Here is a 25,087-nt window from a genome sequence, read left to right on the forward strand (position 1 = left end):
GGCTGCGGCGGCCCGGCCCCTGGGGCCGTGGCTGCCCGGCCCCCAGGAGCCGTGGCGGCCCGCCCTTGGGAGCTGCGGCGGCCCGTTCCCGGGGCTGGGGCGGCTCGGCCCAACGGCTGGGGCGGTCCGTGTTCCGGGGCTCAGGTGTCGAGGAGCGGGGAGGGCGCGCCGAAGGGGACGGTGACCTCCATGCCGGGTTCGCGGAGGTCCAGGAGGGACGGGCACTCGAGCATCAACGCCCCGGCCTCGGCGGGAAAGAGCACCGTCCAGAGCCACAGCCCCTTGGCCTCGCCCACGTACGCGGCCCGGTCCGGCTCGGACGGCACCGCCCACATCGACACGCCGTGGCAGGCGGACGGCCCGCTCGCCTCCAGCTTCACGTGCGGCGGATCGGCGTCGAACCCGAGCCCCGGATCGGGGCCCGCCAGCCCGGCGAAGTGCGCGCCGAGCCCCACGCCCGGCTCCTCCGACACCAGCAGCAGGTCGGCGGGACCGTGCAGCAGTCCCGGCCCGGCGAGCGCGACCGCGACGGCACGCGCCCCGGTCCGGTCGTCCCCCACGGTCGTGAACCCGGTGACCAGCCACCCGCGCGGCAGGGGCCAGGGCAGCCACACCGGTACCTGAGCTTCCCGCACCACCGCCGCCAAGCCGTCCTCGTTCGGCCTCCTGGCCGGCTGCCGGGGCAGGACGGCGCCGTGCGTCGGACACCACCAGTCGCTCGACCAGGCGTTCGGCGCACGCAGACGTCCGGCACAGCGCGGGCACGTCGTCTCGGCCCTCATAGCTATCCACCGTGGGCCGCGCCCCTCGCGGACGTCAAGTCCCGGCTGGTCAAATGTCTTTATGCGTGTTCTCTGCGTCGGTGGAATCGTGCGGGACGACCAAGGTCGGCTGCTGCTGGTGCGCCGCGGCCACCCGCCGGGCGAGGGCCTGTGGTCCGTCCCCGGCGGACGCGTCGAGCCGGGCGAGTCGGACGCCGAGGCCGTCGCCCGCGAACTGCTGGAGGAGACCGGCCTGGTCGTCTCGGTCGGCGACCTGGCGGGCGTCGTGGAGCGTCCGGGCCCGGACGGCGTGACGTTCGTGATCCACGACTACACCGCCACAGCCGTCGGCGGCACCCTCCAGGCGGGCGACGACGCCACCGAGGTCCGCTGGGTCCCCGTCCGCGACCTGGACGCCCTCCCCCTGACCCCGGGCCTCCTGGAAGCCCTGAAAGCCTGGAACGTCCTCCCCTAACCCCCTTCGGGGAGAGTCGGGCCTCCTAGCCGATGGGGTGGCCGCCCTGGTAGGGCGCGGCCGCCTGACCGTCCGGGAGGGACGGGACGGAGTGGCCGTCCGCGTGAGGCGGAGCGGACTGGGTGCTCTGGGAGGGGGTGTCCTGGGACGGGGTGTCCTGGGGCTGGGGGCCTTCCGCCGCTGGGGTTCGGTTCGTGATGCCCATGCGGCGGGCCAGCCAGACGACGGCCAGGGCGTAGGCGGCGAGGGCCGTCACGTCCGCCAGGACGGGCAGGAAGCCGACGCTGCCCTGCTCGAGGTCCAGCGTCCCGAGGGCGGCGGGGACGAGGAAGGACATGATGTTGTTGAAGGTGTGCACGGCCATGCCGGACTCCAGGCCGCCCGTGCGGACGGCCAGCCAGCCGAGGATCGCGCCGAACATGAAGATGTCCACCGGCCCCCAGCCGGTGTAGTCGTGCCCGACGGCGAACGCCCCGCCCGCGACCACGATCCCCGGCCACGGGGTGCGCAGCACGCGGCTCAGCGCCCGTGCGAACGGGGCGGTGCGTCCTTCCAGGGTGTACGCGCCGACCGCCTGCACGAGCCAGCCGCGGAACACGACCTCCTCGGCGGACGCCTGGAACGGCACCAGCACCAGCACGATCAGCGCCGTGACCAGGAACTTTCCCCAGCCCACCCAGTGGCCGTCATCGCCGCCGTCGTCGCCGCCGGCCAGCCCGGCGGCGACGGACAGCCCGTAGGACAGGCCGAGGAAGGCCAGCGACAGGCCGCAGCAGGCCAGCAGCCAGCGCCACCGGATGCGGCCGGTGACCGACAGCAGCGTGCCGGGACGGCGGCGCTGGATCCACCACGCCGCGAATCCCGCGACCGGGATCAGCAGCGCGAGCCCGGCCAGGTTGAAGAAGAGGTCGGCGTTGGTGTTGCCGAAGATCGAGCCGTCCTTGCCCGAGTCGTTCAGATCGTGCCCGGTCGCGACCCACACGATCGCCATCGGGATCATCAGGACGACCATCGCGACGATGGTCCCGGCGAGCACGAACAGCGACCCGACGAGCGGCCTCCACCAGCGGTTGCGCTCCGTCCGGGCTAGCTGGTGGAATCGCCTGCCGGGAGGCGCGGGGTCCGTCCATGGTCGCTTGACCTGCGGATATCCGCCGTAGGGCTGGGGCCCGTATCCGTAGGGATACGGGTGAGGAGGCGCCTGCGGGTACGCGTACGCATCCACTCCCTGAGGACCATAAGAGCCCTGATGGTTCGGAGACTGCGTCCACGCCACCTGCGACTGGCCCGTCAGGGCTCCCTCACCTCCCGGCTGCGCCCACTGAGCCGCCTGCCCCTCCGACGACCACCCGCCCTGCGCCTCCGCCTGCGGCTGCGCCCACTGCCCCTCGGACTGCGCGTAATGCGGCCAACCAGGCGGCGACTGCGGCGCCCGCCCCTCACCCTGCGCGGGGCTCGGCCAGCCGGACTGCGACTGCGGCGCCTGGCCCTCACGCTGCGCGGGGTTCGGCCACTCGTCTGCCGCCGCCTGCGCCCGCGCCTCCGCTGGCACCTCCGCCCGCGGCTGCTGCTGCGGCGCCTGTCCCTCAGACTGCACGGGGCTCGGCCAGCCAGGCTGCTGCTGAGGGGCCTGGCCCTCAGGCTGCGCGGGGTTCGGCCATTCGGGCGCTTGCGCCTGCGCGTACGGCTGCGGCTGCGGCTGCATGTGCAGCTCAGGCTCGGGTGGCGCGTCCTGGTGTGGCTGCGCGTCCTGGTGGGGGTGGGGGTGGGTGGCTTGGGGGTGAGGTTGTTGTGGCTCTTGGGGTTGGACGTCCTGGTGCGGCGGCTCGCGGTCCGAGCGGGCCCGGTCGGACGGGTCCGGCGAATCGGACGGCAACGGCGGTCCCGGATGCTGCGACACCTGCGTCTCCCCCGGTCAGCGGCAATATGGTCCCTGGACGATAGTAGGGGCGCGACGGCCCCGGACCGCCGAGACAGAGCCGACCTTTCAGGAGGTTCGCAGGCGCGGTTCAGGCTTCGGGCGGCTCGAAGGACTTCGTCCGGGCCAGTCCGGCGGCGCGTCCCTTGGCGGCGATCACGAGCGCCATCTTCCGGGACGCCTCGTCGATCATCTCGTCGCCGAGCATGGCCGCTCCCCGGCCCTCCACGGACGTCGCGTACTCGTAGGCGTCCAGGATGAGCTCGGCATGGTCGTAGTCGTCCTGCGCCGGGGAGAACACCTCGTTGCCCGCGTCCACCTGGGACGGGTGCAGCACCCACTTGCCGTCGAAGCCGAGCGCCGCCGACCGCTGCGCCACGCGCCGGAACGCGTCCACGTCCCGCACATTGAAATAAGGACCGTCGATGGCCTGGAGGCCGTGGGCGCGCGCGGCGAGCAGGATGCGCATGAGGATGTAGTGGTAGGCGTCGCCCTCGGTGTATCCGGGCGGCTGCTCCCCCACGACCAGCGTCCTCATGTTGATCGACGCCATGAAGTCGCCCGGTCCGAACACCAGCGTCTCCAGCCGGGGCGAGGACGCGGCGATCGCGTCGATGTTCGTCATGCCCCGCGCGTCCTCGATCTGGGCCTCGATGCCGATGCGTCCCACGGGGAGGCCCATCGCGCGCTCGATCTGGGTGACCAGCCGGTCCAGCCACTGGACGTGCGTGGCGTCCTGCGCCTTCGGCAGCATGAGGCAGTCGAGGTCGGCCCCCGCGCCCTCGACGACCTCGATCACGTCGCGGTAGGCGTGCGGGGTGTCGAGGTCGTTGATCCGGACGACCCGGACCTTGCCCGTCCAGTCGCCCTCGTTCAGCGCCGCGACGACGTTCTTGCGCGCGTCCGCCTTGGCCGACGGCGCGACGGCGTCCTCCAGGTCGAGGAAGATCTCGTCCGCCGGGAGCCCCTGGGCCTTCTCGATGAACCTGGGGTTGCTGCCCGGCACGGCCAGGGTGGTACGTCGCGATCGCATGGCGCGGATGCTACCCAGGCCCGTCCGGTGTGAGACGCTGGCGGTATGGGTGATACGCGATCGGCCCTGATCGAGGAGGCCCTCAAGAAGTCCGGCATGCTGTGGCTGGTCCTCTCGGGGTCGCCCCAGCCGCGCGCCGCCTGGCACGTCTGGTACGACGGCTCGGCGTACGTGCTCACGGGGGGCGAGGGCGAGCAGCCCCTCCCCGGCCTGCCGGACGCGACCCGCGCCAAGGTGATGGTCCGCAGCAAGGACAAGGGCGGCCGGCTCATCACGTTCACCGCCGCCGTCGAGATCGTCGAACCGGGCACCGAGCTCTGGGACGAGATCACGCCGGTCATGGCGAAGGAACGCCTCAACGCGCGCTCGCACGAGGGCCAGGTCGAGACCTGGGCCACCGACTCCTGGATCGTCCGGCTCACCCCGACCGAGGAGGTCGAGGAGGCGCCGGGCGGCTACGACGAGTCCTATTCCGTCGTGCGTCCCGTCCCGACCCCGGCCACGACGGCCGGCACCCCGCCCCGGATGTTCGGCGCCCGCCGCCGCCAAGCCGACCGCTGACCACCCCGCTCCCCAGCGATGCCGTCTGGGGACGGCTTCCGCTGGGAGCGGCAGGAATTCGGCTGTCTCGGCCTGCTCATCCGAGGGCGGCCCGCCCAGGCCCGTCCGCCCGGCCACCGCCCCCGGTGGAGAGGCCAGGCCGGGCAGCCCCACGGACATGCCCCTGCGGACAGTCCGGGGTGGGTCAGCCCCCACGGACATGCCCCGGCGGGAGGCCGGGGCGGGGCAGCTACGGCGGAGAGGCCGGGGCGGGCAGCTCCCCGGCGGACAGGCCACAGCGGACAGGCCAGGGCGGGTCACCCCCGGCGGACAGGACGGGCGGGGCAGCCCCGCGGACTGGCCGGGCAGGCCAGCCCCCGGCGGACAGAACGGGCGGGGCAGCCCCCGCGGAGAGGCCCCGGCGGAGGGGCTGGGGCGGGGCAGCCCCCCGGGGGACAGTCGGCGGACTGGCCGGGGTGGTCAGCCGGGGAAGGTGCGGCCCTCTCGGATGGCGTGGAGCTTGTCCGGGTTACTCACCATGTGGACGGACGAGATCAGGCCGTCCTCGTTGGTCAGGACGCCGATCGTGCCGAGCAGCCGGCCCCCGCCCTCCATGATCAGGCCCGGCGCGCCGTTGATCTCCGCCCAGCTGAGCCGCCACTCGCCCACGGGAACGCCCTGCCACGGCTTCCGCGTCACCCCGAGGAAGAAGCGCACGAACTTCTCCCGGCCATGGATGACGCGGAGCGCCGCGCGGACCTTGCCTCCGCCGTCCGTCCACAGGGTGACGTCCGGTGCGAGGACGACCATGAGCCGGTTGATGTCGCCGCCGACCGCCGCCTCCAGGAAGCGGTCCACGGCCGCGCGCTGCTCGTCCGCGGGCGCGTCGAAGCGGGGCCGCCGCGCCTCCACGTGCTTGCGGGCGCGCGTCCCGACCTGCCGGACGGCCGCCTCGGACCGTCCGAGCGCGGTCGCGATCTCGCCGTACGGGAAGCCGAACGCCTCGCGCAGCACGAACACCGCGCGTTCCAGCGGCGTCAGCGTCTCCAGGACGACCAGCAGCGCCGTGGACACCGACTCCGCCACCTCGACGTGCTCGGACACGTCCGGCGCGGTGATCACCGGCTCGGGCAGCCACGGCCCGACGTACTGCTCCCGCTTGACGCGGACGGACCGCAGCCGGTCCAGCGCGAGGTTCGTCGTGACGCGGACGAGGAACGACTCGTCGTCGAGCACGCCGTCCCGGTCCGCCGCCGACCAGCGCAGCCAGGCGTCCTGGACGACGTCCTCGGCGTCGGTGACCGTCCCGAGCATCCGGTAGGCGACCCCGAACAGCCGTCCCCGGTGCGCCTCGAACCGCCTCACGGCCTCGCCGGACACTCCGTCCAGCCCGACCACGGGCTCACGAGCCGACCGTCCGAACGGCGGCCGGTCCAGGCCGTCCGCGGCCTCGACAGCCTTCGCGAGGTCCGCGCCGTCGGCGCGCGTGCCGTGGTCGGCGGGCTGGGCGTCAGGGGCGGGGGGCGGGGGCATCGCATCGGTCCTTGAATCCCTGGCCGGTGAGGCCGGCGGCGGCGTTGAAGCGGGAGCGCATGTTCTCCACGGCCACCATCATGGTCAGCTCGACGATCTGCCTCTCGCTCAGGAACGTCCGCAGCGCCCCGGTGAGTTCGTCGGTCACCTCGGGCGGGTCGGCGCACATCGCCTCGGCGTACTCCATGACCAGGCGTTCCTCGCGGCTGAACAGGTCGGAGTCGCGCCACGCCGGGACGGCCTCCAGCTTCTCCAGCGGGACGCCGTGGGTCGTCGCCGCCCAGGTGCCGAAGTCCACGCACCAGGAGCAGCCGATCCGTACCGACGCCGCCATCTCGGCGAGGTCCTTGTAGCGGTGCGGCAGCGACTTCCAGCGCTGGACCTGCATCTCGAACAGCGAGTACGCCGTGGCGACGCCCATGTGGTGGCCCATCGCGCGGGCCGGGTCGAGCTCCTTGCCGTACATCCGGCGGACGATCCACGCGCCCAGCCGGTAGCGCACCGTCCGCGGTGGTTCGAGAGAGATACGTGCCATGTCGGTCCTCCTTCTTCCCGGGGGACGACCGGGCGTCCGCGAATGTGACATCGCCCAGGACACGAGCGTCGCACCGCGGGGCGCGCGACCGTGGCATCGGGGGGGGCGCGACCGTGGCATCGGTGGGAAAACGCGTGGTTAACGTTGGTTAGGGGAATCGGATGGCATGGAAGATCATGGGTAGGCTCCGGGCATGAGCGGCGCACCGAACAGGGTCTTCATCGCACGGCTGGCCGGTATCGCCGTGTTCGACCCGGCCGGTGACCAGATCGGGCGGGCGCGGGACGTGGTCGTCGCGCTCGCGCCGGACGACCGCCCGCCGCGCGTCCTCGGCCTCACCGTCGAGGTGTCCCCCCGCCGCACCGTGTTCCTGCCGATCACCCGCGTCACCACGATCGAGGCGGACGCGATCATCTTCGACGGACGGCTGAACGTGCGGCGGTTCCAGCAGCGCGCGTCCGAGACGCTGGTGCTCGCCGAGATGCTCGACCGGACCGTCCGGCTGCGCGAGTCCGGCGACCCGGTGTCGGTGGTGGACGTCGCGATGGAGCCGACCCGCACGCGCGACTGGCTGCTCGCCAAGGTCGCGGTGCGCCGGGCGACCAGCCGCGGCCTGCGGCGGCGGGGCGAGACGTCGGTGGTCGACTGGGGCGCGGTGGAGGGGTTCGCGACGGTCGAGCACGGTCAGGGCGCCGCCGGGCTGATCGCGACGTTCGAGAACATGAAGCCCGCCGACCTGGCCAGCTTCGTCCACGACCTGCCGGAGAAGCGCCGCACCGAGGTCGCCGTCGCGCTGGACGACGAGCGGCTGGCGGACGTCCTGGAGGAGCTGCCCGAGGACGACCAGATCGAGATCCTCGGCAAGCTGGAGGTGGACCGCGCCGCCGACGTGCTGGAGTCGATGGACCCCGACGACGCCGCGGACCTGCTCGGCGAGCTCCCGACCGACCAGCGCGAACGCCTGCTGACCCGGATGGAGCCGCACGAGGCCGCGCCCGTCCGCCGCCTGCTCACCTACGCCGACAACTCCGCCGGCGGCCTGATGACCACCGACCCGGTCGTCGTCGCGCCGGACGCGACCGTCGCCGAGGCCCTCGCCATGATCCGCAACCCCGACCTGAACCCGGCGCTCGCCGCGCAGGTGTACGTGTGCCGTCCGCCGACGGCGACGCCGACCGGACGCTACCTGGGCACGGTCCATTTCCAGCGGCTGCTGCGCGAACCCCCGCCCGCCCTGGTCAGCGGCATCGTGGACACAGAGCTGGACCCGCTGCGTCCGACCATGTCGCTGGAGGCCGTCGCGACGTCGCTGGCGACCTACAACCTGGTCGCGGGGGCCGTGGTGGACGAGACCGGGCACCTGCTCGGCGCGGTCACCATCGACGACGTCCTGGACCACCTGCTCCCCGAGGACTGGCGCGAGACCGTCATGGAGGCCGCCGACGGCTCCGCCGACCCCGAAGAGGAAGCGCTGCGCGCGGGAGGTGAGGGATGACCTCACGGCTCGACCAGCCGCGCGAACTGCGCCGGTCCGTCCTCCCGCGCCCGCACTACGACCCCGAGTCGTTCGGACGGCTGTCCGAGCGCATCGCCCGCTTCATGGGGACGGCCCGGTTCCTCGTCTACATGACGGCCGTGATCGTCGCGTGGATCAGCTGGAACGTCCTCGCGCCGGTGTCCCTGCGGTTCGACCCGTATCCGTTCATCTTCCTGACGCTGGTGCTGTCCCTGCAGGCGTCCTACGCGGCGCCGCTGATCCTGCTCGCGCAGAACCGGCAGGACGACCGCGACCGCGTCCAGTACGAGCAGGACCGTTCCCGCAACGAGCGCAACATCGCGGACACCGAGTACCTCACCCGCGAGATCGCGGGCCTCCGGATGGCCATCTCGGAGGTGGCCACCCGCGACTTCCTGCGCTCGGAACTGGAACACCTTCTGAAGGAACTGGAAACCCAGAACGGCCACCGAGACACCGCCTAGGGCGATTCCCCGCCCGCCTTTCTGCGCCACCCGTACCTTCCCGCCTGCGGCGATACGACTCCGCATATCAATTCGCATCCCATATCGATATTGGACATGATGCGAAGTGCTCTGGTCTGCTCGTGCCTCGATGAAGATCAACCACGAGAGCGGGGAGCCGGAAATGCGACGTGACGGATGGTTGAGGCTCGGGGCCTCCGTCCTGGCGATCTCCACGATGTTCGCCGGGGCCGCCTGCGGCACGGGAAGCCAGACGGCGACCGGCGAACGCGTGTCGTACACCGGTACGGGCGTCGCCGCCAGGCCGCTCGCGCCCGCCGACGTCCACAAGGAGCTGCGCAAGCTCGAAGCGTCCTACCAGGGACGGATCGGCGCGTTCGCGATCGACACCGGCACGGGCAGGACGGTCGGCTACCGGACGCATGAGCGCGTGCCGAGCAATTCCACGTTCAAGGCGATCCTGTGCGGCGCGATCCTGCACAAGGCCCGCACGACGGACCCGGGCCTGCTGAACCGGACACTCCACTGGACGAAGGAGGAGGTCGTGGACGGTTCGGGCATCACGGGGAAGGAGGAGAACATCAAGAACGGGATGACCGTCGCGCGACTGTGCGAGGCGACCATCACCACCAGCGACAACACCGCCGCGAACGTCCTGCTCGAGCAGGTCGTCGGCGGGCCGCGCGGCATGACGCGCTACTACCGCTCGCTCGGCGACCCGGTCGGACGCCTGGACGGGTACGAGCCCGAGCTCAACCACTGGAACCCGGGCGAGAAGCACGACACCGTCGCGCCCGCGTTCATGGCCCGTGACCTGCAGAAACTAACCGTCGGAAAGGCGCTCGTCCCGCAGGACCGGCAGCAACTGGCCACCTGGATGAAGGCGACCACCACCGGCGACGAGCGCATCCGCGCGGGCGTCCCCAAGGGTTGGACGGTCGGCGACAAGACCGGCACGGCGGACGGCTGGTACGCCGCCGCCAACGACATCGCGATCGCCTGGCCCCCGTCCGGCGCACCGGTGATCATCGTCGTCTTCACCCACCGCGCCGCCAAGGACGCCAAGTTCGACAACAAGGTCATCGCCCAGACGACCACGGTCCTGATGCGCGGCCTCGGCAGGATGTCCTGACCGCAGAGCGCCACAGGACGAGCGTCCGGCCGGCATCACGAACGCGGCCGGACGCCCCGTCCGAACCTGAGCGGCGGCATCTCTAGTCGCCGATCGCCCAGGTGATCGGCGCGATCGGGCTGTCGGATTCGCGCGCCTTGTAGACGACGCCGGAGGCCCGCACCTTGCCCGGCACCTCGAAGACGGCCCATCCGCGCACGCAGGCTCCCGCCGGAAGCTTGCGGGGGTTGACCGGATAGAGGGTGACCTCGTAGTCCGTGGCCGGCGGCTCTTCGGGCTGGACGGTGGAGCCGTCGGGCAGCCGCAGCGACCACGCCTGGACGGCCACGGTCGCGGCCGGATTCGCGGACCGCTTCATGCATGTCTCCACCTCCGCCCCCGCCCATTCGAAGCCGGTGCGGGGAAGGCGCCTGCCAGGAAGCGGCTGCCGGTATGTGAGGGCGGTGACGGAGGCCGCGACGTAGGGCGTGGCGGCCGTCCCCGGGGTGCCGAGTTGGAGCGCGGCAGGGGCGCTCGGGGACGCCGGCGTCTCCTGGGGCTTGGAAGGACTGGGCTCGGCCTTCGACGACAGCGGGTTGGTGCAAGCGGTGAGGGCGAGGCCGAGGACGGTGAGAGCGGCGGCGATCCGCGCGGTCATGGCGGCTCCTGGGCGGTGGGTGTGGTGCGGATGGGACGCGCCACACCCGAACCCGGTTCACCCCGTCCGCAAGCGCCGTCCCATCCCATCCCGCATGTAGTCACCGTAAGCATCTTGACCGCCTACACCCCCGACTCCTACGGTAGGCGGCATGACGACCAACACTCCCTACACACCTCTCGCCACGGCCCGCCGCCTCCACGTCCTCGGCGACTGGGACCACGCGGCTGCACTCCTCGATGCGGATCAGAGCACCGAAGCCCTCGAACTGAAGGCCGAGATCCTGTACGAGCGGCTCTTGTTCCAGCTCGAAGGCATGGACGCGGCGGCCGACGCGATCGCGGCGCTCGACCCGGAAACGCCGCAGGCCCGCCTGCTCGCCGCCCGGCTCGCTTACACCCGCCTGATGTTCAAGCTGGACCCGCTGCCGGACGACTACGAGACCGCAGAGGGGGGTTACCGTTTCGCTTCGTCCGTCCGGGAGACGCACGGATGGGCCGAGTTCCATTGGGGCGCGCTGCTCGACAACATCCGCGAGGACGCCGACACCGCAAAGGTGCACTACGACAAGGCACTGGAAGCCGCCGTCCAGGAAGGCGACTCGATCCTGGAGTCCATCGTTCTGCGCCACGTGGCCTGGCACGTGATCGAGGCGGGCAACCGAGAAGAGGGCCTGCAAATGCTGCGCCGCTCACTGCACCTGCGCTGCGCCGTCGGCCTGCGCCCCCAAATCGCCGCAGCCCAACTCTTGCTGGCCACCGAACTCCCCAAGACCGACCCCGAACGCACCACCCTCATCGAAGCAGCCCAAAAGACAGCCAACGACCTGAACCTCACCTGGGTGAAGTCCGCCCTAGAAAACCTCCCCACCTGACCCCGCCAACCGACCCTCCAAAGGAGGCACGGCCCCACAATCCCAGCCGCGACCGGTCCCCGAACCTCACGCGCCCGCCACGCCCGTCCCAGATGGCAGGAATGGTGCCCGTGGTCGGGTACATGCTGCGAACCCTCGTAGGGACGATGAGGACCCCAGATTAAAGCCACAGGTCGGGAGAGATCGAGAGACATCTCCGCGGACGGATTCTTCAGCGATCCGACTCCTGCTGGCCACCGAACGGAACCGAACCGAGAAGCGCGAGAAGCCACGGTGCGCGTCAGTCTTCAGGAGGCGATGCCAGCCTGGCGGCGCGTTCGTAGAGTTCGGCCGACTTATCGTGACGAAGCAGCTCGTACAGCTGAGCTGCTCTCACCCAACTGCGCTGCGCATCGGTGCGATTGCGCGCCTCTTCAAATACCTCGGCCAAAGCCTCCCAGGCCATCGCTTCGCTTTGCCGGTCGGTGAAGCGCGCGAAGGTATCGACCGCCCGTCTCAGGCAGGTTTCGGCCTCGGCGGCGCGCCCCCGCTGCCGCAGCGCCGGTCCCAGGGAAAGCGCCGTCCAGGCCGTGCTCCACTCGTCCGGCAGTGCTTCGAAGATGCGCGTGGCCTGTTGCCCCAGGGTGATGGCCTGTTCGATGTCGCCCGCGGCGCGCGCGCTTCGGCTGAGGCTGAGCAGGGCCATCCCTTCTCCGCGCCGCCATCCGCCATCTCGGAAGACCTCCAGGGCTTTGACGAACAGAGCGTTCGCTTCGCTGAAGTCATTCTGCTCTTCGTGGATCAGCCCGAGTCCGCGCAGCGTGAAGCCTTCCAGCCACGTGTCTCCCAGGATGCGTGCGATATCGAGGGTGCGATGGTAGTTCTCGAGTGCCTCCTCGTACCCGCCGCCGCGCCAGGCCGCGTCACCGAGGCAGAACAGGTTGGAGGCTTCACCGAGAGCATCTCCCAACGCTTGGGCCGCCTCCAGACCGAGCTGGTGGACCTCCTTCCATTCGGGCCAGTGCGATCCGAGTTCGAAGAAGCCGTCGGCAGTGACCGGCAGCTTCCACGCGATGTCGTACTGTCCGAGCTCATAGGCTTGGCGCATTGCGGCGACGAGGTTCTGGCGCTCCTGCTCGAACCACCCCATGGCCTGGGCCGCGTCCAGGAAAACGGGCAGGCTCAGCTGCGCGGCAGGGACGAGGGGAACCTCGTGCGAGTGCGGGAGGATCACCTTCCGACCGCGGTCGGTCGCGTGCAGGTACCAGCCCAGCATCTGCCGGACGGCCCGGATTCGCGAGTGCTGGGTGTCCTCTGCACTGGTGCATTCGAGGGCGTACGCCCGGAGAAGGTCGTGGAGACGGAAGCGGCCGTCCTTCGGTTCCTGGAGAAGGTGCGCGCTGGTGAGCTCCCGCAGCCGTCGCGCCGTGCCGCGTTCACCGGTTCCGGTGAGTGCCGCCGCCGCGCCGATGCCGAACTCGGGGGCCGGGTGCAGGCCCAGCAGGCGGAACGTCCGCCTCAGTTCCGGGTCCAGCGCTCGGTAGGACCAGGAGAAGACGGTACGGACGTCGCTCAGCTCGTCCTCGCGATCGGCGAGCGCATCAAGCCGGTGCCGTTCGTCCCTCAGTTCCTCCAGCAGACCGTTCAGCGACAAGGCCGGACGTGAGGCGGCGTGTTCCGCGACGACGCGGAGCGCGAGTGGAAGGTGGCCGCACAGGTCGGCCATCTGGAAGGCCGCGTCCGGTTCCGCCGCCACCCGAGCGGGTCCGATCACCTGGCCCAGCAGCTCCACGGCTTCCTCGGGAGACAAGATGTCAAGCGTCACGCGGGCCGCTCCCTCCCTGGTCCCCAGTCCGGCGAGCCTGCTTCGGCTCGTGATCACCGCGAAGCAGCCGGACGACGCGGGCAGCAGAGGCCGCACGCCGCGGTGGAGGCGGCGTTGTCGATGACCACCAACAGGCTTCTGCCGTCGAGCATCGACCGGTACAGCGCCGCTCGCTGACCGACATCATCGGGGATCGCCTCGGGGGGAACACCCAACGCCCGCAGGAACCCGGCCAGCGCTTCAGTGGCCGTCAGCGGCAATCCTGGCCCATATCCGCGCATGTCCACATACAGATCACCGTCGGGAAAGTGGTCCCGTCTTCGGCGCGCCCAGTGGATCGCCAGAGCGGTTTTACCTATGCCAGGAGCACCAGCGATCGCGGACACCACGACAGCGGACGCCGTCTCCTTACCCAACGCGTCAACCGCCGCCAAGAGGTCGTCCAACTCTCGCTGATCGTCCTCCCGGTTGACGAACCCGGGGATGTCCAGCGGCAACTGCCGGGGGGGCCGGCAGGTCAGAGGGCGTTCCACCTACACGAATGTCTCCGTTGAGGTGTGGACCTGGACAGCCGTCCTGGCCTTTCCGCGGTAGTCGTTCACCGTGAGGCCCGGGTCCCCACCGGAGGTCTCAGCCACGGCCGGGAGAGAACCGCCCGCCATGGCGAGACGCGAACTCCCGGTACGACATCGAAGACGCCACCGCCATGTCGCGCCAGTAGTTGGCGAGGACGATCTGCTCAGGGTCATCGACGATCTCGGCGAGGGCAAAGGTCCCGTCGTCCTCGTAATGCATCGTGACCAGCAGGCGCGAGTCGAACAGCCAGTAGTCGTGATGCGGCAACCCGTCGGGCCACTGCCCTCGACCGACCGGGATGACCCGTACGTCCTCACCGGCGGCAACCGTGTGCTCATACGACCAAGCGCACTCGAACCGCACGTAGTCCGACAGGGGCTCTTCCACCACATGCACCCGATGCATGCGCTTGCCGGCCTGGACGGCAGGTCGGACCGTCCCCTCGATCCAGTCCGCGATGCCCGGGAACTCGCCTCGTTCCTGTCCGTCCATGAACTGGGCGAACTCGTCCTGCTCATAGAAAACGCCGTACCGCTGCAGCGACTCCAGCCGGTACGCGGTGTAGCGGAAGTCGGTGAACAGCCGGTTGAACTCCGGGTCCGCGAGTGAGTGGAAGGTCCGCCCCACTTAGCCGGTCCCTCCCATGGCCTGAAGCCGCTCGACCGCCTGGAGCAGCACCTCTGGCGCGATCCGCACCGCGGTCTCACCCGGCAGGACGTTGGCGAGCTCTGCGTGCGTCGCGGTGTCCACCTGGCTGCCCTGGACCACCAGCTCACCCGACTCCGCCAGGTAGACGGAGGGGCAGCCGTTACCGCCCGACCCCTTGTCCTTAGAGCTGGTAACAGAATTAGCGGACGAGGCGTCGCCAGCAGATGATGGCTGCGGCGAGGGTCATGAAGGCTTCGTGGATGTCGTCGCGGACTTCCCAGCGGATCCGCAGGCGTCGGAACCAGTGGAGCAGGCCGATGGTGCGTTCGACGACGTAGCGATGAACGCCCAGGCCGGAGCCGTGGCCGGTGCCGCGGCGGGCGATGACCGGTTTGACGCCTCGCTGCCACAGCAGTCGGCGGTACTTGTCGTGGTCGTAGCCGCGGTCTGCCAGCAGCCTCTTGGGTCTGGACCTGGGGCGTCCGACCCGGCCGCGGATCGGCGGCACCTTGTCCAGCAGCGGCAGCAGCTGGGTGACGTCGTTGCGGTTTCCGCCAGTCAGGGTGAGGGCGAGTGGGGTGCCGTGGCCGTCGGTGAGGATGTGGTGCTTGGAGCCCGGTCGTCCTCGGTCGACCGGGCTCGACCCGGTTTTGGGCCGCCCTTGAGCGCCCGGACGTGGGAGCTGTCGATCACCGCCCTGGACCAGTCCACCTGCCCGGCGGCGTGAAGTTCCTCCAGCAGCAGCCGATGGAGGCGTTCCCACACCCCCGCGGCGTGCCATTCGGCCAGACGGCGCCAGCACGTCATGCCCGATCCGAACCCCAACTCTTGCGGCAGGAACTCCCACCGGATCCCGGTGTGCAGGACGAACAGGATCCCGCACAGCACCTTCCGGTCGTCCAACCGCTTACGGCCGGCGTGACGTTTGCGGCGCTCGACCTTCGGCAGCAGCGGCTCGATCCGCTCCCACAGACTGTCGGGCACGATCCACGGCGGTTGCTCACCCTTACGCACCCACCCACACCACATCCGGACACCACCAGATGTCGCGCTCCATGCACATTTTGTTATGACCTCTTACTCAGCAAGACAAGCTTCACGGCCAACCACCTTCAGTAGACCAGCCCATCATCCCTGACCTGACATGACCTTACGAGCCACTTGACATACGAACAAGGCACGCCACCGTAACCGCACCGGTCACCAAACGCCGACGATCAGACGAGACCTACAGAAGGGCATGGCGGCGCGCCCAACTCGAACCACCCACCGCTGCGAACCACGTAGCGCCAAGCACGGACGGCACCCCTGAGGCATCACCGCGATCCGCACCGCGCTGATGCAATGACTCGCAGGGGGGGCGATGAGGACGAGACCTGCGCGCCTCCCGCAACTGGGACGTCGCGTTGCGAACCCTCGTAGGAGCGATGAGGACCGGCCGGTGGAGGCTAACGCACCAGGGCATCGCGTTGTTGCGAACCCTCATAGGGGCGATGAGGACTGGCTAGCGGCGTCCCTGGCTGCCTTGAGGAGCCATGGTTGCGAACCCTCATAGGGGCGATGAGGACACCCAGAGTAAAGGCACAGGTCGGGAGAGGTCGAGAGACATCTCCGTGTGCGGATTCTTCAGCGATCCGCCGGTAGTGCAGCCGAGCCCGGCGTGTCGCTGAAAAACCAGTCACAGGCTGTGATGCGGCTGGCTATAGCGCGCAAGGAGAGTAGCCAGGCGATCAAGGCGTCACTTTGTCGCGCTTCAGGGCAGAGACGAGCGCCGCGAAGCTCCCGCTGTCGAGCGACAGGTGGCCGACCGCAGAGGCTTGGGAGTCCCGCATGCCGACCATACGAGAGATCCGCGCGACCTCCACACATTCCTGACCACCCGAACCGCCACCGCCGCTGTGGCTGGACTTACGCCAGTTGATCATTCGAGCCCCTTGTTACTTTGTTCGCTTCAGATGCTCGACGAGGGATGCGAAGCACGCGGGTTCGAGTAGCAGGTGCCCAGCGTCGGCCGCCTTGCTATCCCTGACCCCGACCGCCCGTCTGATGGCAGCCACTTCGACGCACTGGCCGTGGTCGTCGCCGCTATAGCTGGATTTACGCCACGTCATGGCCATGCCTCCCGGCGCCTTCAACGCTCAGTCGCGCCATCAGCACCGCCAAATCGGCAGCACCCAGCGCCAAGTAGCTTCCCGCCGCGCCCTTCGAGTCGCGGACACCGATGCCCCCGCTCAATCGAGCGAGTTGCACGCAGTCCTCTTGGCCCGAACTGGCACTGTGGCTGGACTTGCGCCAGTTGATCACGTCGCCACACCTCGTTCCTACGTCTGCCTCACCCGCTCCGCAAGAGACGCGAAGGACGCAGAGGTAAGGACCAAGTGCCTAGAGACAGCTGCCTTGCTGTCTCTTATTCCGACGGCATTGCCGAGGCCAGCGACTTCGACACACTGTCCATAGTCACTGCCGCTGTGGCTGGATTTACGCCACTTGATCATCTCGACCGCCTCGTTACTGGGTCCGTTTCACTCGCTCCACAAGGGAGGCGAAGGACGCGGGGGCGAAGACCAGGTGCCCGGAGGCCGCCGCCTTGCTGTCCCTGATCCCCACGGCACTTCCCATGTCGGCCACTTCGACGCACTGGCCGTGATCCCCGCCGCTGTAGCTGGACTTGCGCCACTTCACGATGGTCTTGGTCATAGCGACTCCCAGATGCTCCTGATAGTGCGTGCCGACCCGGCCGCCGAGGAAGCCGAGGCCCTGATCAGATCAGGCATGTCACGCAGCTCCTGGACAACCTCTGGCCGATGCAAGAACTGGCCAGTCCCCCGCACAGGGCCTTCGACGTATGCGACGTCATCAGTTCCGAAACCGAACGACACCAGCGTGAACCCTACGGTCATTCCGCAATACGCACCCGCATCACTCGGAACGATCTGGATGTTGATGTTGGGCCGTTCAAGAAGTCGCTCCAGGTGGGCGAGCTGCTCCTTGAGCACCCCGGGGCCGCCGATCGGGCGCCTGATCGCGACCTCGTCCATGACCGCGAAGATCAGCGGTGCGGACTCAGAATCAAGAATCGCCTGCCTGCGACAGCGTTCACTCCACACGCCATCGACTTCTCTGGCACGGACGCCTGCCAGCGCCAACGCTCGCGTATAGGACTCGATCTGAAACAAGCCAGTGATCAGGCCCGGTTCGTAGATCCGGAGACGCGACGCCTCTCTCTCGCTCTGGATGAGGCTACGAGCCGACTCGGGGACCCTCGCGGCGTGCTCCTTGCGGACGAGCGGGGCGTGGGTCTCGAAGTAGTCGCCGGCTTGGAGCACCTGGTCCAGGAGCTTGCCCGTTCCGTTGGCCGGGGCCTGTTTGCCGAGTTCGAGTCTTGAGACGCCGTCCTTGGTCTCTCCGATTTTCTTGCCGAGCTCGCCCTGCGACCAACCCCGACTTTCCCGCAAAGTCCGGATTTTCTGGCCATAGCACGAGGTGAGCGACTCGGTCGGGTCGATGGGCTTGCCTGGACGTCCCATATCGCCTCCGCGTTTTAGTCGGACGTCAGCCGACGAAAAAGGGTGCTGGCTCAAGCTAACTCGCCGCAGGCACGCTGGGGCGACGAACCGAGCAAGTGAGCCCACGGAATGGAGAGCGATGTTCGTCGAGAAGATCAAGGAGGCGCCTGCGGTGGCAGGCCGCGCTTTGCCGTCGAATCAGCGGCGGGCTTTTCTGGAGGTGCTGCATCAGGTGATCAAGGAGACGCAGCCGGGTGTGAATTCGACTCTCGTTCTGCGGGCGGGATGTCAGGTTCTGTTCGTGTTCGACGCCATCGACTCGTCGCGCTGCGGTGAGGTCGGCTGCGACTTCGACCGCGTGTCCGGCTGGGCCTTCACCTGGATCGCGGACGGCAGCATCCTCGGCCGCGTCCAGGACGTCCACCCCGTCGCCGCCATGCTGCGCGCCCGGACGTCCGGACGGGGGCCGCGATGACCAACCACGCGAACCTGCACCTCGCCTACGAGGAGGCCATGCGGCGGCACGGGCTGCTCAGCGGCACCATCTCGCTCATCTCGGGATATGCCCGGGAAAACCTCACCGTGATGGACGAGATATCCGGGCCGGACGACTCCGACCTTTCTGGTCTGGAGAAGCTGCGCGACGCGATCGAGGCCGCTGGGTCCGACGTCAAGACCAGCTTTCGCCCCGGTCCGGACGGACGGCTCCTCCTCCACGTCAACAACCCCGACATCGGTGGACGCTTCTGCGAGGACATCAGCATCCGGGACGTCCCGCACTACCACTGGTCCTGGGGCGAACCGCTCGCGCCCGTCGCTACCCCGGACGTCGCCGCCGCGCGCATCGTCCACGTCCTCAACGTCGGAGGGCTCGCGTGAACCCCACGTTGTCCTGGACGGCCGCCATCATCGGCCTGGTCGTCCTCGGCGAGATCGTCGGACGCCGGCACCTCACCCGCGCCAGGCAGGACGTCCGGACTTCCCGCCTCGAAGCCCAGCTCGAAACCCTCCGCTCCGAAACCCGCACCGGCTTCGCGACGCTCGACGCGGCGCTCAGCGCGAAGGCGGAGATGCGACACGCCGAACTCCTCGCGACGCTGCACCAGCGGCCGACGACCCCTCCCACCTGGACGAACAACTAGGTCAATGGGAAATGTCCGGCCCTGCACGCCGCACCTCGGCGCGTGCAGGGTCGGGTGTGAAGGCGGCGAAACTCGGGACGGGCGGCGGGGGGAGCGGAGAAGATGAGGCCGTGGCGTACGACTACGATCGTCCAGTCCCCAAGATCAACGCCCGGATCATCGGGTGGGGCCTCCGCCGCGTGCGGGAGATCCTGGAACTCGACTACGAGGAGGCCGTCGCCGGGTTCGGCCGAAACGCCCAGTGGCTCGCGGCGGTCGAGACCGGCTTCGCCGACATCACGCCGAGCGAGGTCGGCGCGCTGCTGGCCAACTACGGCGCGGTGCCCGAACGCATCAGGTCGGTCCTGACGTCGCTGGCCGCCCGTCCGGACGGTCCGCTGTGGCTGGGGCCCCACCTCGACCGGCTGTCCGGAATGCTCCGGGACATCCTCACCGTCGAAGCCGAGGCCGACGTCGTGCGCGCCTTCGGGCTCCGGGCCGTGCCCGATCTCGCGCGCACCGAGAACTACGCGCGCGTGATCTACGAGCACCGGTTGCTGCCCCAGGACCACCCCGAAGGAGACTGGCCGCTGCTGGCGGCGCGCCAACGGCATCGGCCGGGCGGCAACCCGCGCACGCTGGACCTGATCATCGACCACCATGTCGTCGCCGTCTTTCCCGACGGCCACGAGGACGTGTGGCGCGAGCAGGTCGAGCACCTGCTCACGCTCTCCCGGACCGGTCACAGCGTGCGCGTCGTCCCGCGCAGCGTCGGCTTCTACCTCGGCTTCGAGGGGCCGTTCGAGATCTACGAGGTGTCGGCGTTCAACGACCGGCTCAGCGTCATCCACTGGCCGGACGGACTGGGCATGAGCCCGGCCAACCTCGTCCCCCAGTGGCGCGGCATCGAGAAAGTGGCGCTCTCCCCGGCCGACAGCGCGCTCTTCCTGAACGACGCCCTCCACGGCCGCGACCTCGACCGGTACTGAGACCGACATTTCGCGGTGACGCGAATGTGGTGTGGACGGGCAGGGGCGGTCGGCAGGGTTCTCGGTCATGACGACTGATGTGATCGATGCGGCGCAGGCCGGAACGTGGACGCTCGGTGACGCCGTCGTCCGGCGGGTCGGGTTCGGGGCCATGCGGTTGCCGCAGACCGGACCGGCGCTGATCGCGGACGCCGTGCCCCGGGACCGGGCGGCCATCGCGGTACTGCGGCGCGCGGTCGAGCTGGGGGTCGACCACATCGACACGGCCGCCTTCTACTTCTCGTCGCGGCTGTCGGCGAACGAGCTGATCAACAGCGCGCTCTCGGCGCACCGGGACGAGCTGTTCATCGCCACCAAGGTCGGGCCCGCGCGGGACACCGCCGGGGAGTGGGCCGCGCACGCCATGACGCCCGAGTCCCTGCGGGGCCAGGTCGAGGAGAACCTGCGGCAGCTCGGGACGGACCGGCTCGACCTCGTGAACCTGCGCATCGTCCGGGACGACCACTTCGCCGAGCGGTTCGGGGCGCTGGCCGAGATGCGGGACGCCGGGCTCATCCGGCACCTTGGCCTGTCCAATGTGCAGCCGCGTCACCTGGAGATCGCTCGGGCCATCGCGCCGGTCGTGTGCGTCCAGAACCCCTTCGGCCTCGGCGCGTTCGGCGAGCAGCGGGAGATGCTCGAGCTGTGCGGCGAGCTGGGCGTCGCGTTCGTGCCGTTCTACTCGCTCGCCGGGACGAACCGGGAGCGCGGCGCGTCCCAGCAGGCCGGGGACGCGCCGGAGGTGCTGGAGGTCGCGCGGGCGCACGGGGCGACCCCGGCGCAGATCCGGATCGCGTGGACGCTCCACCAGGGGCCGCACGTCCTCGTCATCCCGGGCACCGGCGATCTCCGGCATCTGGCGGAGAACGTCGCGGCCGGGGGCATCCGGCTGAGCGAGGACGACCTCCAGCTCCTCGACACGGCTCAGGCGGCGGGCTGATCCCCGGTCAGTCGGCGGTGAGGCGGGCGAGGATGGCGCCGAAGACGTCCAGGTCGTGCTCGTCCAGGCGGCCCAGCACGTACTCGCGGACGCCCCGCTGGTAGGTCGGGGTCGCCTCGTCGAGGCGGGTCCGGCCGGCCGGGGTGAGGACGGCGAACAGGCCGCGCGCGTCGCTGCTGCACGACTCCCGGCAGACCAGGCCGTCCCGCTGGAGCCGGTCGACCAGGCGGGTCAGGCCGCTGCGCGACAGCAGGACGCGGTCGGCCAGGTCGTTCATCCGCAGCCGTCCGTCCGGGGCCTCGCCGAGGTGCCGGAGCACGTCGTAGGAGCCGAGCGCGAGGTCGTGGTCGGCGAGCAGGTCCGCCTGGAGCCGCCGGGAGATCTTCGCCTGCGCGCGCAGCATGGCCCGCCACACGCCCAGCTCGGCGGACGTGATCGGCCCGTCCGGTCCCCCGGCCGACGGCGGGACGGACGGCTGCGGGGCCGGCGGAGCGGCGGACGGCACTGTCACGCTGACAGGGTACGCCCGTCGCGGGCCATGACACAGCCCACATACGGCGCTGTGACCTGCGGCGACACGAGTCACACCCCGCGATTCACGCGATGTGGCGTGGACTTCGTAGCATTGGGGGTATGGCCTCCCCATTGACGACCGAGCAGGTGACCGCGGCGCTCGCCACGGTGAACGATCCTGAGATCCGCAAGCCCATCACCGAGCTCGACATGGTCAAGAGCGTCGACATCGCCGCGGACGGTTCCGTGCGCGTCGGCATCTTCCTGACCGTTGCCGGCTGTCCCATGAAGGACACCCTCACCAAGAACGTCACCGAGGCCGTCTCGAAACTCGACGGGGTCACGTCCGTCCAGGTGGAACTGGACGTCATGAGCGACGAGCAGCGCAAGGCGCTGCGCAGCAAGCTCCGCCCGGACGAGGTGGCGAAGGAGATCCCCTTCGCCAAGCCGAACTCGCTCACCAAGGTCTACGCGGTGGCGTCCGGCAAGGGCGGCGTCGGCAAGTCCTCGGTGACGGTGAACCTGGCCGCGGCGCTCGCCGCCCAGGGCCGCAAGGTCGGCGTCGTGGACGCCGACATCTACGGCCACTCGGTGCCGCGCATGCTCGGCGTCGAGCACCCGCCGACCAAGGTCGAGGACATGATCATGCCTCCGACCGCGCACGACGTGAAGGTCATCTCGGTCGGCATGTTCACCGCCGGGAACCAGCCGGTCGTGTGGCGCGGGCCGATGCTGCACCGGGCCCTTCAGCAGTTCCTCGCGGACGTGTACTGGGGCGACCTGGACGTCCTGCTGATGGACCTGCCGCCCGGCACCGGCGACATCGCGATCTCCGTCGCGCAGCTGCTGCCGTCCGCCGAGATCCTGGTGGTGACCACGCCGCAGCAGGCCGCCGCCGAGGTCGCCGAGCGGGCCGGCGCGATCGCCGCGCAGACCCACCAGCAGGTCGCCGGAGTGATCGAGAACATGTCCTACCTGACCTGCGCCCACTGCGGCGAGCGTCAGGAGATCTTCGGCTCCGGCGGCGGCGCGGCCGTCGCGGAGGCCCTGACCCGCACCCTCGGCACCCAGGTGCCGGTGCTCGGCCAGGTGCCGATCGACGTCCGGCTGCGCGAGGGCGGCGACGAGGGCCGTCCGCTGGTCCTGTCCGACCCGGACGCCGAGGCCGCCAAGGAGCTGCGCTCCATCGCCGACAAGCTCGGCTCCCGCTCCCGCGGCCTGGCCGGGATGTCCCTGGGCATCTCCCCCAAGGGCCGCTGACACGCCCCGAAAGACAAGGCCCGGCCGCCATGGCCGGGCCTTTCTTCGTCTATGCGGACTTCACGCCGCGCCCTGTTCGCGAGGAGGCCCGTCCAGGAACGCCGAGGTGGGCCCCTCGCAACCTCAGGAAGGCGCGGGGACGTGGCCGATCAGGTGGCTTCGGTGTCGTACGGCGGACGCTCCCCGTACTCGAGCTGGCTCGCGGCGGCGGTGGCGTACGAGGTGTCGCTGAAACTCGCGCCGTTGCGGTACTCCGGCTCGGAGTCGAGGTCGTCCAGCAGGTGCTTGCGGACGAACGTCTTCGGGTGGAGGTCCGCGATGTCGAAGTCCTTGAACTCCGGCCCGAGCCCGTCCTGGAGGTCGGCCTTGGCGCTGTTGGCCATCTCGCGGAGCTGACGGAGCGCGCGCCCCGCCTGGCCGGCGACGGTCGGCAGCTTGTCCCCGAAGATCACCAGGGCGAGCACGACGAGCACGACCATCTCGCCGAGTCCTACGTCGAACAACCCGTCCTCCACACTGCCAAGGGGACCGGACGCCGTTGCCACGTCCGCTCCACAGCGTATCCGCACTCAGCCGAGCACGATTCCCACGGTCCGTCCACCAGCGTCCCGTCCCTGGTCTCGGTGCCTCGGCGCATCCGTTCACCACAGCGCCCAAGGCACGTCCGGGAGAGATCATCGAAGCTCTCGCGGCCTGCGTGGGCGTCAGTTACGTCGAGGTTTTCGCAGGACGATCCGAGGTTCGACCCGCGCAGGGCCTTTCCTGCCCCGGCGAACGGCCATCGCGGGCGCCGAGGCCCGGCCCGCGCCGGATACCGCGGTTTCCGCAGACGTTGGTCAGGCGCTAACCAGGCGTTCCGCCGCCGACCGAGGCCAGGGCGGCGAACGGCGAGCGGCGGAAGCCAGGCGTCGAGCGAAACCGGGCCGAGGACCAAGCCGGGGCGGCGGACCAAGCCGGGCGGCGGACGGAACGGCGGGCCGGTGAGAAAGCGGACGGAACGGCGGACGGAACGGCGGACGGAACGGCGGGCCGGTGGGAAAGCGGACGGAACGGCGACGGCCGACGCCCTGGAAGGACGTCGGCCGTCGGCGGTCGGGTGGGGGTGTCAGCCTGCGGCGAGGGTGACGTCCACGGTCTTCTCCTGGCCCTTCCCGCCGGGCAGGAAGGTCACCTTCACCACGTTCCCCGGGGCCTTGCTCCGGATGGTGGCGATCAGGTCGGAGGCGTTCTCGATCGGACGGCCGTCCACCTTGGTGATCACGTCGCCGGGCTTGATGCCGGCGCGGTCGGCCGGGCCGCTCTTGGTGACCGGGGCGGTGCCCTGCACCGCCTGGGGCATGATCCGGGCGCCGCCGCCCTGCCACTGCGGGTCGGGCAGCACGCCGAGCTTGGCCTGCTTCACCGTGCCGGTGTTGACGATCTCCTGCGCGACCCGCTTGGCCTGGTTGATCGGGATGGCGAAGCCGAGGCCGATCGAGCCCTGCTGGTCGGCGCCGCCGGTGAGGATCGCGGTGTTCATCCCGATCACGCGGCCCTTGGCGTCCACCAGCGGTCCGCCCGAGTTGCCCGGGTTGATCGCCGCGTCCGTCTGGATCGCGTTCATCACCGTCGACTCGCCGCCGCCCTCGCCCCGGGTCGGGACGGCGCGGTTCAGCGAGGACACGATGCCGGTCGTGACCGAGCCCTGCAGGCCGAGCGGCGAGCCGATCGCGATCACCGGGTCGCCGACGGCGAGCTTGTCGGAGTCGCCGATGGCCAGCGGCGGGAGCGCGTGGCTGCCCTCCGGCTTGATCACGGCCACGTCCGAGGACGGGTCGGTGCCCTTGATCGTGGCGGGCAGCGACGACTTGTCGTTGAACACCACCCGGATGGACGCGCCGCTGCCCAGCCCGGACACCACGTGGTTGTTGGTGATGATGTAGCCGTCGTTCACGATGAACCCGGTGCCCGCGCCGTCCTCGCCGTTCGGGCCGGACACGCGGATCATGACGACGCTCGGCAGGACGCGCTGCGCGACGCCGGCGACGGAGTCCGGCGGGCGGTTCTGCACGGGCGCGTTGTCGTTGCCGCCGCTCCCGCCGAAGGTCACCTTGCCGCCGTCGGCGGTGCGGTCACCGGTGCTCAGCGCGACGATGCCCGCGCCGAGACCGCCCGCGACCAGCGCGATCAGCAGTCCGATGATCGCCAGGGCGCCGAGGCCCGGCCCGCCGCGCCCCGCAGACGGCGGGGCGGGCACCGGCGCCCAGTTGGGGCCGCCGGGCGGCTGCCCGAAC

The 25,087-nt window shown here is 70.1% G+C and carries 32 protein-coding genes; 12 read left to right on the top strand and 20 right to left on the bottom strand.

Annotation, left to right across the window (positions count from 1 at the left end):
* Window positions 1-140: 140 nt before the first annotated feature.
* Window positions 141-782 (bottom strand): DUF6758 family protein, encoded by a 642-nt coding sequence (locus DZF91_RS16785; protein WP_117358398.1) that lies wholly within the window; start codon window positions 780-782, stop codon window positions 141-143.
* Between the two features lie 61 nt (window positions 783-843).
* Between DZF91_RS16785 and DZF91_RS16790 the strand changes: the two genes are divergently transcribed.
* Entirely contained in the window at window positions 844-1,236 is a 393-nt protein-coding gene (locus tag DZF91_RS16790) for an NUDIX hydrolase (RefSeq protein WP_117358399.1), read from the top strand.
* A gap of 25 nt (window positions 1,237-1,261) precedes the next feature.
* Here the strand turns inward: DZF91_RS16790 and DZF91_RS16795 are convergent, their stop codons facing one another.
* Both DZF91_RS16795 and DZF91_RS16800 read right to left on the bottom strand, forming a co-directional pair.
* Window positions 1,262-2,461 carry a CPBP family intramembrane glutamic endopeptidase gene (locus DZF91_RS16795; RefSeq protein ID WP_147341184.1) on the bottom strand — a complete coding sequence of 400 codons (1,200 nt, stop codon included), beginning with the start codon at window positions 2,459-2,461 and terminating at the stop codon, window positions 1,262-1,264.
* Between the two features lie 784 nt (window positions 2,462-3,245).
* Window positions 3,246-4,187: an HpcH/HpaI aldolase/citrate lyase family protein gene (locus DZF91_RS16800; protein WP_117358401.1), complete on the bottom strand. Its 942-nt coding sequence runs from the start codon at window positions 4,185-4,187 to the stop codon at window positions 3,246-3,248.
* A gap of 45 nt (window positions 4,188-4,232) precedes the next feature.
* Here DZF91_RS16800 and DZF91_RS16805 point away from each other — a divergent pair, with 45 nt between their 5' ends.
* Window positions 4,233-4,748 carry a hypothetical protein gene (locus DZF91_RS16805; RefSeq protein WP_117358402.1) on the top strand — a complete coding sequence of 172 codons (516 nt, stop codon included), beginning with the start codon at window positions 4,233-4,235 and terminating at the stop codon, window positions 4,746-4,748.
* Between the two features lie 459 nt (window positions 4,749-5,207).
* On the opposite strand, the gene DZF91_RS16810 is transcribed toward DZF91_RS16805, so the two are convergent.
* Both DZF91_RS16810 and DZF91_RS16815 read right to left on the bottom strand, forming a co-directional pair.
* Complete coding sequence (locus DZF91_RS16810) at window positions 5,208-6,260, bottom strand: RNA polymerase sigma-70 factor (protein ID WP_117358403.1); 1,053 nt, start codon at window positions 6,258-6,260, stop codon at window positions 5,208-5,210.
* The gene (locus tag DZF91_RS16815; protein WP_117358404.1) at window positions 6,238-6,795 is read right to left on the bottom strand and encodes a carboxymuconolactone decarboxylase family protein; all 558 of its coding nucleotides are present in this window, start codon (window positions 6,793-6,795) and stop codon (window positions 6,238-6,240) included. The genes DZF91_RS16810 and DZF91_RS16815 overlap by 23 nt, the downstream gene beginning before the upstream one ends.
* A 193-nt stretch (window positions 6,796-6,988) precedes the next feature.
* Here DZF91_RS16815 and DZF91_RS16820 point away from each other — a divergent pair, with 193 nt between their 5' ends.
* The 3 genes from DZF91_RS16820 (at window position 6,989) to bla (ending at window position 9,907) form a co-directional block, all read left to right on the top strand.
* Window positions 6,989-8,290, top strand: coding sequence for a magnesium transporter MgtE N-terminal domain-containing protein (locus DZF91_RS16820; RefSeq protein ID WP_117358405.1), 1,302 nt, complete (start codon window positions 6,989-6,991; stop codon window positions 8,288-8,290).
* Window positions 8,287-8,775: a DUF1003 domain-containing protein gene (locus DZF91_RS16825; RefSeq protein ID WP_117358406.1), complete on the top strand. Its 489-nt coding sequence runs from the start codon at window positions 8,287-8,289 to the stop codon at window positions 8,773-8,775. The genes DZF91_RS16820 and DZF91_RS16825 overlap by 4 nt, the downstream gene beginning before the upstream one ends.
* A gap of 163 nt (window positions 8,776-8,938) precedes the next feature.
* On the top strand, window positions 8,939-9,907 hold the full coding sequence (gene bla, locus DZF91_RS16830) for a class A beta-lactamase (RefSeq protein WP_117358423.1): 969 nt from the start codon (window positions 8,939-8,941) through the stop codon (window positions 9,905-9,907).
* 82 nt (window positions 9,908-9,989) lie between these two features.
* On the opposite strand, the gene DZF91_RS16835 is transcribed toward bla, so the two are convergent.
* The gene (locus DZF91_RS16835) at window positions 9,990-10,544 is read right to left on the bottom strand and encodes a hypothetical protein (protein ID WP_117358407.1); all 555 of its coding nucleotides are present in this window, start codon (window positions 10,542-10,544) and stop codon (window positions 9,990-9,992) included.
* Between the two features lie 151 nt (window positions 10,545-10,695).
* Here DZF91_RS16835 and DZF91_RS16840 point away from each other — a divergent pair, with 151 nt between their 5' ends.
* Window positions 10,696-11,418, top strand: a complete 723-nt coding sequence (locus DZF91_RS16840; RefSeq protein ID WP_117358408.1) for a hypothetical protein — start codon at window positions 10,696-10,698, stop codon at window positions 11,416-11,418.
* A 280-nt stretch (window positions 11,419-11,698) separates the two neighbouring features.
* On the opposite strand, the gene DZF91_RS16845 is transcribed toward DZF91_RS16840, so the two are convergent.
* The 11 genes from DZF91_RS16845 to DZF91_RS16895 all read right to left on the bottom strand — a co-directional run bounded on the left by DZF91_RS16845 (window position 11,699) and on the right by DZF91_RS16895 (window position 17,973).
* Complete coding sequence (locus DZF91_RS16845; protein ID WP_117358409.1) at window positions 11,699-13,318, bottom strand: tetratricopeptide repeat protein; 1,620 nt, start codon at window positions 13,316-13,318, stop codon at window positions 11,699-11,701.
* Window positions 13,276-13,755, bottom strand: coding sequence for a hypothetical protein (locus DZF91_RS16850; RefSeq protein WP_117358410.1), 480 nt, complete (start codon window positions 13,753-13,755; stop codon window positions 13,276-13,278). The genes DZF91_RS16845 and DZF91_RS16850 overlap by 43 nt, the downstream gene beginning before the upstream one ends.
* A 97-nt stretch (window positions 13,756-13,852) precedes the next feature.
* On the bottom strand, window positions 13,853-14,425 hold the full coding sequence (locus DZF91_RS16855) for a DUF6879 family protein (RefSeq protein WP_117358411.1): 573 nt from the start codon (window positions 14,423-14,425) through the stop codon (window positions 13,853-13,855).
* A complete protein-coding gene (locus DZF91_RS16860) occupies window positions 14,426-14,566 on the bottom strand; it encodes a hypothetical protein (protein ID WP_328589183.1) in 141 nt (46 codons plus the stop codon). It lies immediately after the preceding gene.
* A gap of 79 nt (window positions 14,567-14,645) precedes the next feature.
* A protein-coding gene (locus tag DZF91_RS16865) for an IS5 family transposase (protein ID WP_117358412.1) occupies window positions 14,646-15,475 on the bottom strand; the annotation gives its coding sequence in 2 pieces (ribosomal slippage) (window positions 14,646-15,100 and window positions 15,100-15,475; 831 coding nt in all).
* A gap of 701 nt (window positions 15,476-16,176) precedes the next feature.
* Window positions 16,177-16,371, bottom strand: coding sequence for a DUF397 domain-containing protein (locus tag DZF91_RS16870; RefSeq protein WP_117358413.1), 195 nt, complete (start codon window positions 16,369-16,371; stop codon window positions 16,177-16,179).
* A 12-nt stretch (window positions 16,372-16,383) separates the two neighbouring features.
* The gene (locus DZF91_RS16875) at window positions 16,384-16,563 is read right to left on the bottom strand and encodes a DUF397 domain-containing protein (RefSeq protein WP_328589184.1); all 180 of its coding nucleotides are present in this window, start codon (window positions 16,561-16,563) and stop codon (window positions 16,384-16,386) included.
* The gene (locus DZF91_RS16880; RefSeq protein WP_117358414.1) at window positions 16,544-16,750 is read right to left on the bottom strand and encodes a DUF397 domain-containing protein; all 207 of its coding nucleotides are present in this window, start codon (window positions 16,748-16,750) and stop codon (window positions 16,544-16,546) included. The genes DZF91_RS16875 and DZF91_RS16880 overlap by 20 nt, the downstream gene beginning before the upstream one ends.
* A gap of 17 nt (window positions 16,751-16,767) precedes the next feature.
* Window positions 16,768-16,941, bottom strand: a complete 174-nt coding sequence (locus DZF91_RS16885; protein WP_117358415.1) for a DUF397 domain-containing protein — start codon at window positions 16,939-16,941, stop codon at window positions 16,768-16,770.
* A 13-nt stretch (window positions 16,942-16,954) separates the two neighbouring features.
* The gene (locus tag DZF91_RS16890; protein WP_117358416.1) at window positions 16,955-17,143 is read right to left on the bottom strand and encodes a DUF397 domain-containing protein; all 189 of its coding nucleotides are present in this window, start codon (window positions 17,141-17,143) and stop codon (window positions 16,955-16,957) included.
* Complete coding sequence (locus tag DZF91_RS16895) at window positions 17,140-17,973, bottom strand: helix-turn-helix domain-containing protein (protein ID WP_117358417.1); 834 nt, start codon at window positions 17,971-17,973, stop codon at window positions 17,140-17,142. Before DZF91_RS16895 ends, DZF91_RS16890 begins: the two co-directional genes overlap by 4 nt.
* Window positions 17,974-18,091: 118 nt before the next feature.
* Here DZF91_RS16895 and DZF91_RS16900 point away from each other — a divergent pair, with 118 nt between their 5' ends.
* From DZF91_RS16900 to DZF91_RS16920, 5 genes are all read left to right on the top strand, one after another.
* On the top strand, window positions 18,092-18,427 hold the full coding sequence (locus DZF91_RS16900; RefSeq protein WP_117358418.1) for a hypothetical protein: 336 nt from the start codon (window positions 18,092-18,094) through the stop codon (window positions 18,425-18,427).
* On the top strand, window positions 18,424-18,831 hold the full coding sequence (locus DZF91_RS16905; protein WP_117358419.1) for a hypothetical protein: 408 nt from the start codon (window positions 18,424-18,426) through the stop codon (window positions 18,829-18,831). The genes DZF91_RS16900 and DZF91_RS16905 overlap by 4 nt, the downstream gene beginning before the upstream one ends.
* Window positions 18,828-19,094 carry a hypothetical protein gene (locus tag DZF91_RS16910; RefSeq protein ID WP_117358420.1) on the top strand — a complete coding sequence of 89 codons (267 nt, stop codon included), beginning with the start codon at window positions 18,828-18,830 and terminating at the stop codon, window positions 19,092-19,094. Before DZF91_RS16905 ends, DZF91_RS16910 begins: the two co-directional genes overlap by 4 nt.
* A gap of 110 nt (window positions 19,095-19,204) precedes the next feature.
* On the top strand, window positions 19,205-20,062 hold the full coding sequence (locus DZF91_RS16915; protein ID WP_117358421.1) for a DUF5753 domain-containing protein: 858 nt from the start codon (window positions 19,205-19,207) through the stop codon (window positions 20,060-20,062).
* Window positions 20,063-20,129: 67 nt separating this feature from the next.
* Window positions 20,130-21,041: an aldo/keto reductase gene (locus DZF91_RS16920; RefSeq protein ID WP_117358422.1), complete on the top strand. Its 912-nt coding sequence runs from the start codon at window positions 20,130-20,132 to the stop codon at window positions 21,039-21,041.
* A 7-nt stretch (window positions 21,042-21,048) separates the two neighbouring features.
* Here the strand turns inward: DZF91_RS16920 and DZF91_RS16925 are convergent, their stop codons facing one another.
* Window positions 21,049-21,552: a MarR family winged helix-turn-helix transcriptional regulator gene (locus DZF91_RS16925; RefSeq protein WP_235834356.1), complete on the bottom strand. Its 504-nt coding sequence runs from the start codon at window positions 21,550-21,552 to the stop codon at window positions 21,049-21,051.
* Window positions 21,553-21,674: 122 nt separating this feature from the next.
* Between DZF91_RS16925 and DZF91_RS16930 the strand changes: the two genes are divergently transcribed.
* Entirely contained in the window at window positions 21,675-22,814 is a 1,140-nt protein-coding gene (locus DZF91_RS16930; protein WP_199486692.1) for an Mrp/NBP35 family ATP-binding protein, read from the top strand.
* A 149-nt stretch (window positions 22,815-22,963) separates the two neighbouring features.
* Here DZF91_RS16930 and DZF91_RS16935 read toward each other — a convergent pair whose 3' ends face one another.
* Complete coding sequence (locus DZF91_RS16935) at window positions 22,964-23,317, bottom strand: sec-independent translocase (protein WP_117358427.1); 354 nt, start codon at window positions 23,315-23,317, stop codon at window positions 22,964-22,966.
* Between the two features lie 602 nt (window positions 23,318-23,919).
* On the bottom strand, window positions 23,920-25,087 hold a 1,168-nt coding region (locus tag DZF91_RS16940), incomplete at its 5' end, for a S1C family serine protease (protein WP_117358428.1).

The organism is Actinomadura logoneensis (assembly GCF_003428695.1).
GTDB lineage: Bacteria > Actinomycetota > Actinomycetes > Streptosporangiales > Streptosporangiaceae > Spirillospora > Spirillospora logoneensis.

Bases quoted from the DNA above. Each gene is read 5' to 3' on its own strand.
- DZF91_RS16785 (WP_117358398.1), bottom strand. From the start codon at position 782: ATGAGGGCCGAGACGACGTGCCCGCGCTGTGCCGGACGTCTGCGTGCG.
- DZF91_RS16790 (WP_117358399.1), top strand. From the start codon at position 844: ATGCGTGTTCTCTGCGTCGGTGGAATCGTGCGGGACGACCAAGGTCGG.
- DZF91_RS16800 (WP_117358401.1), bottom strand. From the start codon at position 4,187: ATGCGATCGCGACGTACCACCCTGGCCGTGCCGGGCAGCAACCCCAGG.
- DZF91_RS16805 (WP_117358402.1), top strand. From the start codon at position 4,233: ATGGGTGATACGCGATCGGCCCTGATCGAGGAGGCCCTCAAGAAGTCC.
- DZF91_RS16810 (WP_117358403.1), bottom strand. From the start codon at position 6,260: ATGCCCCCGCCCCCCGCCCCTGACGCCCAGCCCGCCGACCACGGCACG.
- DZF91_RS16815 (WP_117358404.1), bottom strand. From the start codon at position 6,795: ATGGCACGTATCTCTCTCGAACCACCGCGGACGGTGCGCTACCGGCTG.
- DZF91_RS16820 (WP_117358405.1), top strand. From the start codon at position 6,989: ATGAGCGGCGCACCGAACAGGGTCTTCATCGCACGGCTGGCCGGTATC.
- DZF91_RS16825 (WP_117358406.1), top strand. From the start codon at position 8,287: ATGACCTCACGGCTCGACCAGCCGCGCGAACTGCGCCGGTCCGTCCTC.
- bla (WP_117358423.1), top strand. From the start codon at position 8,939: ATGCGACGTGACGGATGGTTGAGGCTCGGGGCCTCCGTCCTGGCGATC.
- DZF91_RS16835 (WP_117358407.1), bottom strand. From the start codon at position 10,544: ATGACCGCGCGGATCGCCGCCGCTCTCACCGTCCTCGGCCTCGCCCTC.
- DZF91_RS16840 (WP_117358408.1), top strand. From the start codon at position 10,696: ATGACGACCAACACTCCCTACACACCTCTCGCCACGGCCCGCCGCCTC.
- DZF91_RS16870 (WP_117358413.1), bottom strand. From the start codon at position 16,371: ATGATCAACTGGCGTAAGTCCAGCCACAGCGGCGGTGGCGGTTCGGGT.
- DZF91_RS16875 (WP_328589184.1), bottom strand. From the start codon at position 16,563: ATGGCCATGACGTGGCGTAAATCCAGCTATAGCGGCGACGACCACGGC.
- DZF91_RS16885 (WP_117358415.1), bottom strand. From the start codon at position 16,941: ATGATCAAGTGGCGTAAATCCAGCCACAGCGGCAGTGACTATGGACAG.
- DZF91_RS16890 (WP_117358416.1), bottom strand. From the start codon at position 17,143: ATGACCAAGACCATCGTGAAGTGGCGCAAGTCCAGCTACAGCGGCGGG.
- DZF91_RS16895 (WP_117358417.1), bottom strand. From the start codon at position 17,973: ATGGGACGTCCAGGCAAGCCCATCGACCCGACCGAGTCGCTCACCTCG.
- DZF91_RS16900 (WP_117358418.1), top strand. From the start codon at position 18,092: ATGTTCGTCGAGAAGATCAAGGAGGCGCCTGCGGTGGCAGGCCGCGCT.
- DZF91_RS16905 (WP_117358419.1), top strand. From the start codon at position 18,424: ATGACCAACCACGCGAACCTGCACCTCGCCTACGAGGAGGCCATGCGG.
- DZF91_RS16920 (WP_117358422.1), top strand. From the start codon at position 20,130: ATGACGACTGATGTGATCGATGCGGCGCAGGCCGGAACGTGGACGCTC.
- DZF91_RS16930 (WP_199486692.1), top strand. From the start codon at position 21,675: ATGGCCTCCCCATTGACGACCGAGCAGGTGACCGCGGCGCTCGCCACG.